The organism is Actinomadura bangladeshensis (genome assembly GCF_004348335.1).
Taxonomy (GTDB): Bacteria; Actinomycetota; Actinomycetes; order Streptosporangiales; family Streptosporangiaceae; genus Spirillospora; species Spirillospora bangladeshensis.
Genome location: NZ_SMJW01000375.1, coordinates 1 through 5,564, shown reverse-complemented (window position 1 = coordinate 5,564; position 5,564 = coordinate 1). Strand labels below are relative to the sequence as shown.

4 protein-coding genes are annotated in these 5,564 nt (G+C 73.6%); 3 read left to right on the top strand and 1 reads right to left on the bottom strand.

The genetic code is table 11. From position 1 onward, the window contains the following. Window positions 1–288: 288 nt before the first annotated feature. The 3 genes from E1284_RS37920 (at window position 289) to E1284_RS37910 (ending at window position 4,386) form a co-directional block, all read left to right on the top strand. Window positions 289–822 (top strand): PadR family transcriptional regulator, encoded by a 534-nt coding sequence (locus E1284_RS37920; RefSeq protein ID WP_131944969.1) that lies wholly within the window; start codon window positions 289–291, stop codon window positions 820–822. 101 nt (window positions 823–923) lie between these two features. Continuing rightward, window positions 924–2,717 carry an ABC transporter permease gene (locus E1284_RS37915; protein WP_131944968.1) on the top strand — a complete coding sequence of 598 codons (1,794 nt, stop codon included), beginning with the start codon at window positions 924–926 and terminating at the stop codon, window positions 2,715–2,717. Window positions 2,718–2,853: 136 nt separating this feature from the next. Then, window positions 2,854–4,386, top strand: coding sequence for a 3-hydroxyacyl-CoA dehydrogenase (locus tag E1284_RS37910; protein ID WP_165965589.1), 1,533 nt, complete (start codon window positions 2,854–2,856; stop codon window positions 4,384–4,386). A gap of 127 nt (window positions 4,387–4,513) precedes the next feature. On the opposite strand, the gene E1284_RS42170 is transcribed toward E1284_RS37910, so the two are convergent. Beyond that, the coding region (locus tag E1284_RS42170; protein WP_165965588.1) for a hypothetical protein at window positions 4,514–5,564 on the bottom strand (1,051 nt) is incomplete at its 5' end.

Below are 5,564 nucleotides of genomic sequence, written 5' to 3'. Positions count from 1 at the left end.
GCCGCACCCCCACCTGGACGCCGCCCGCCCCGGCGGCTTGACAGCCCTGGCCGGCCGCACCGCCATCTGGTCACCGACGCCCACCTGATTGCCCTGACCACGCCGCACCCCCGCATCGTCATGCCCCGACCGGCTTCCATGATGCGAGCGGCGCGCGGCCGCTGGAACTGGAACGCGCTTCTGTGGATAACGGCGCGCGGCCCAGCGTCCCGACCGGCAGGCCGACGGTTCCTCTTGACGAGCGCGCGGGCTAACCGTTAGCTATTAGCTAGCCGTAAGGGGTGACGCATGCAGGACGCGGTGCTGGCGATGCTCGCGAAGGAACCGTCGCACGGGTACGGCCTGCGCGCGCGCCTGCGACGGGCCCTCGGGCCGCTCGGCGACTCGATGAACGCGGGCCAGGTGTACGTGACCCTGGCCCGGCTGGAGAAGGCGGGCCTGGTCGTCTGCGAACGCGCCGAGGGCCTCCCCGACCGGCCCGACCGCAAGGTGTACGCGCTGACGCCGGCCGGGCAGCGGCGCGTGGCCGCCTGGCTGACCGAGGTGAACTGGCCGAAGCCGAACCTGGCGGAGTTCCACCTCAAGCTCGCCGCCGCCGCGGCAGCCCGGCTCGCCGACCCCGTCGAGCTGGTGGACGCGCAGCGCCGCGAGCTGCTGCGCCGCCTGGGCGACGTGCAGCGCGCGGTCCTCGCCGAGCCTGACGGCTCCACCGCCGGCCTGCTGCTGGAAGGCGTCGCACTGCGGCTGCAGGCGGACCTGCACTGGCTGGACGCCTGCGAGCGCCGCTGGTCGAACACCGAGAACGAACCCGAGGACGCATGAACGAGCCCGACGACACCCCAAGGCCGTTTCCGGACGTCCGGACCAGGACTCTCCGGCCGACCGTCGGAATTGTCGGGTCGATTCGGGGCGGGAGCTGAGTCGTGGGGCGCTTGCTGATCATTCTGCGGCTCGTGGTGGCGGATGTGCGGCGGCGGCCTGGGCAGGCCGCGATGCTGCTCGTTTCGGTCACCGCCGCCACCGCCATGCTGAGCCTCGGCGGGTCGCTGCACGGCGCGACCGAGAAGCTCTACCAGCAGACGCGGGCGGCGACCGCCGGGCCCGACGTGGCCGCGTACTCTCCCGGCACCGACCCGGCCACGATCACGGCCTTGAAGTCGCTGGAGCGAGCGCCCGGGGTGGTCGCGCACAGCGGCCCGCACCGCCAGTACTACACCTCGGTCACGGCGCACGGCTCGACGGGCGCCGCGGTGGTGCAGGTCACCGGCACGGCACCGGGCCCGGTCGACCGGCCGCTGGTGACGTCGGGCGGGTGGGTCCGTCCGGGAGGCGCCGTGGTCGAGCGCGGCTTCGCCACCGCGATGGACGTCCGGGTCGGTGACCACGTCACCATCGCCGGACGCTCGTTCCCCGTCACCGGGATCGCCGTGACCGCGGCCCGCTCGGTCTACCCGTGGGCGCTGGGGATCGGTCCGAACGGCGGGCCGAGCGACGGCGGCGGCCTCGTCTGGCTGACCGAACCGGACACCCGGGCGCTGAAGTCACCCGACGTCGAGGTGACCTCCTTCATCTACCTGAAGCTGCGCGACCCGGGCGCCGCCGAGGCGTTCGCACAGCGGGTCCGCGCGATCGCCCCGGCGTTCGAGGACACCTGGGTGAACATCAGGGCCTGGCAGCTCGTGGCCGACCAGGACTCGACCATGCTCAGAGGCAGCCAGCCGATCCTCGTCATCGGCAGCTGGCTGCTCAGCTTCCTGGCCATCGGCGGCGTGGCGACGCTGGCCGCCGGACGCGCCGCCGAGCAGACCCGCCGGGTGGGGGTGCTCAAGGCGGTCGGCGCCACGCCCGGCCTCATCGCCGCCGTCCTGCTCGCCGAGTATCTGGTGCTGGCGCTGCTCGCCAACGCCCTGGGGCTGGTCATCGCACGGCTGATCACGCCCGCCATCGTCAACCCCAGTGCCAGCCTGATCACCGCCGCGACCGGGCCGAGCGGCGACACCATCGCGCTCACGACCACCGTGGCGCTGGCCGTCGCGGGGCTCACCACGCTCGGCCCGACCGTCCGGGCGCTGCGCACCGACACCGTCACCGCGCTCGCCGACGCCGCCCACCAGCCGCAGCACCGGGCCCATCTGACGAGGATCTCCGCGCTGCTGCCGACGCCGCTCCTGCTCGGGCTGCGGCTGATCGCCCGCCGGCCGGGACGCGCCGTCCTGCACGCCTGCAACACCGCGGCCACCATGACCACGGTCACGGGCCTGCTGGTGATCTACGCGCAGCCCCTGAAGGGCTATCCGGGCTCCCCCATGGCGAACGACCTGCGGGACGCCCAGCAGCACCACGTGATCCTGGCCGTCACCGCCGCGCTGATCATCCTCGCCGCGGTCAACACGATCACCGTCACCTGGACCACGGCGCAGGAGGCCCGGCACACCATGGCGGTCGCCCGCACCCTCGGCGCCACCCCCGGGCAGGTCACCGCGGGCCTGTCCGCCGCCCAGCTCCTGCCGACCCTGCCCGGCGCCCTCGCCGGCATTCCGATGGGCCTCGTCCTGTGCCTGCCCTTCGCCGGGCCGGGCACGGCCTGGCCGCCCGCCTGGGCGCTGCTCGCCGCCGCGCTGGCCGCCGTGCCCGTGACGGCCGCGCTCACCGCCGTCCCGGCCCGCCTCTCAGCCCGGACTCCGATAGCCGGGACACTCAACGCCGAAGCGACCTGAGCCCAGGCCCCCGGGCGGCCGGTCAGAGGCGACATGGTGGGCTCCTTACGGAGGTCGGTTGCGGGCACCTCGCGCATTACGGCCACCCGGCCGGCGCGGTTGAATGCGTGGGGAGTGGACGAGCGAGGAGGCGACGGTGGAGCAGTGGGCGCGGCAGGCGACGACCATCCGGGTGATCGGGACCGGGGCGATGGGGCGCGGGATCGCGCAGCTCGCCGCGGCGGGCGGGCTGACCGTGGAGCTGGCCGACCTCCGGATGGAGGCCGTGGTCAGCGCCACCGAGTACATCGGCGGCATGTTCGACAAGCTCGTCTCCAAGGGGCGGATGACCGCCGAGGACGCGGCGGCCGCGAAGGGGCGGCTCCGGCCGGTCGGCGAGCCGCTGACCCCGTTCCAGGACTGCGATGTCGTGGTGGAGGCCGTCCGGGAGGACATCGACACCAAGCGGGAGCTGTTCACGTCCCTGGAGAAGGTCTGCCCGAAGCACACGATCCTGGTGACCAACACCAGTTCGCTGCCGGTGACGGCGATCGCGGCGGCGCTGGAGGATCCGTCCAGGGTGGCGGGGCTGCACTTCTTCAATCCGGTGCCGCTGATGCGTCTGGTGGAGGTGATCCCGGGGGCGCGCACGGCGGAGTGGATCCCGGACGCGCTCGCCGACCTCGTCCGGCGCCTCGGGCATGAACCGGTGCTCGCGCCGGACGCGCCCGGGTTCCTCGTCAACCACGCAGGCCGCGGCCTGGTGACGGAGGCTCTGCAGATCCTGTCCGAGGGCGCCGCCGAGCCGGTGGACATCGACCGCATCTCGCGGGACGTCCTGGGCCTGAAGATGGGGCCTTGCGAGCTGCTCGACCTCACCGGGATGGATGTGTCGCACCCGGTGATGGAGTCCATCTGGACGGGCTTCTACACGGAGCCGCGTTTCCGTCCGTCCAGGATCGGACGGGCACGCCTAGAGGCCGGCCTGCACGGACGTAAGACGGGTGAAGGCTTCTACAAGTACGCGGACGGCGCCAAGCAAGAGCCACCGGAGGTCGCTGTCCCGGCGGTGGAGCCGCGCCCAGTGTGGGTGCACGGCGACGTCCGTGAATCACTGGGCGCGCTGCTCTCCGCAGCAGGAGTGGAGGTCGAGTCCGGGGAAGAGCCGTCGGCCAACGCGGTCCTGCTCGTCGCCCCGCTCGGGCAGAGCACTGTGGCGGCGGCGGAGGGCCTCCCCTTGGAACGCACCTTGGGCGTTGACCCGCTGGGCGGGTTCTTCACCCGCCTCACCGTGATGGTGCATCCGGGCGTGGACGTGGACGCAGGACGCGCCGGTATCGCAGCCCTCGCCGCGACCGGACGGTCCGTCTCCGTCGTCCGCGACGCCCCGGCCCCGGTGGCCCAGCGGCTCCTGGCCTCGGTCGTGAACGTGGGCTGCGGGATCGCCGAGCAGCGTCTCGCCCGTCCGCAGGACATCGACACCGCCGTCCGCCTCGCTCTCGGCTATCCGCGCGGCCCGCTGGAGTGGGGCGAGCACGAGGGCGCCGACCGCGTCCTCCGGATTCTGCACGGCCTGCAGGAGGCCACCGGAGACCCCCGCTACCGCCCCAGCGCCTGGCTGACCGAACGCGTCGCCCTGGGTCTTGCCCTGAACGAGGCCGGCACAGCCCCGTCCGACCTCACCGCGTGACGGCACCGGAACCTTCCGGCAGCACGATGCCCCCCGCCCGGACGGTGGGCGGAGGGCATCGGCGTGGAGGCGGCGTTTCACCGAAGGGATAACGCGGCGGCCACCGCCCCCGGCTCAGAAGGGCCGCTCAGAAGGGCAGCTCCGCGGGCGGCTTCGGCTTGGTGTCGGTCCAGCCCGACGAGCGGACGGCGACGTAGTTGATGATGAAGCCCGGCTTCATCTCCGCGTACGGGCCGCCCGGCCTGGTGAGCGTGTCCTGGACGGACAGGACGCCGCCGGTCTTCTCGTCGAAGACGATGACCAGGCGGTGGCCGTAGCCGCCCCGCTCGGCCTTCGGCCCGCCGTACTCGCCGGTGACCGCGGCGGTGCGCTCGGCGGCGGCCAGCGCGACGCCCTCGCGGCCCATCGGGTCGGCGACGCGGCCGATCGCCTGGATGCCCGGCCGGGACGCCAGCGCCCGCATCAGCCCCGCCCGCACCTTCGGCGGGACGGGGGTGCCGCCGAGGATCGACGACGTCCGCCAGATCCCGGCGGAGGCCGTCTGCGCCTCGGTCGGCTTCCGGCCGCTCTTCGCCCCGGGATCGCCGCCCCGGGCCGCCTCCTCACCGCTCAGGAACTGCTCGGCGAGCTCGGCCGGGTCGGTCGGCAGGTTCTGCCACTCCTCGGCCGGCTTGCCCAGGAACTCGCCGCCGCCCTCGGGGTCGATGCCGACCTCGGGACCGTCCGACCGCCACTTCGTCGCCTCGGCCGTGTAGGTGGAGTAGTGGTCGTTCGACCAGACCCGGAACGTCGACGGCGACCCGGCCTTCTTCCAGAGCGCCTCGTCCCGCGCCGTGAGCGGCCGGGCCGGCAGGTCGCGCCCGTAGTACGCCTCGCCGGTCCCCTTCTTCACGCCGGTCCAGCTGAACGACTCGGTCGTGGCGCCGACGATCGCGTAGGTGCCGGTCTTCGCCCGGATGATGTACGACTGCCCGTCGATGCGGTCGGTGTACCAGTACTTGCCGGTCGGGGTCAGTTCGACCTTGGCCGCCGCCGCGAGCACCGCCTGCTTGTTGAGGTCGACGCCGGCGGGCGTGTCCGGCGGGCCCGGCGTCCCCGGGGTTCCCTGGCCGGTGAGCGCGACCGCGACGGCCGCCGCGGCCCCCGCCGCGACCAGCCCGAGCCCCAGCCCGGCCGGC

Excerpts from the sequence above, each read along its gene's own strand:
- E1284_RS37920 (WP_131944969.1), top strand. The coding sequence starts at position 289 with ATGCAGGACGCGGTGCTGGCGATGCTCGCGAAGGAACCGTCGCACGGG.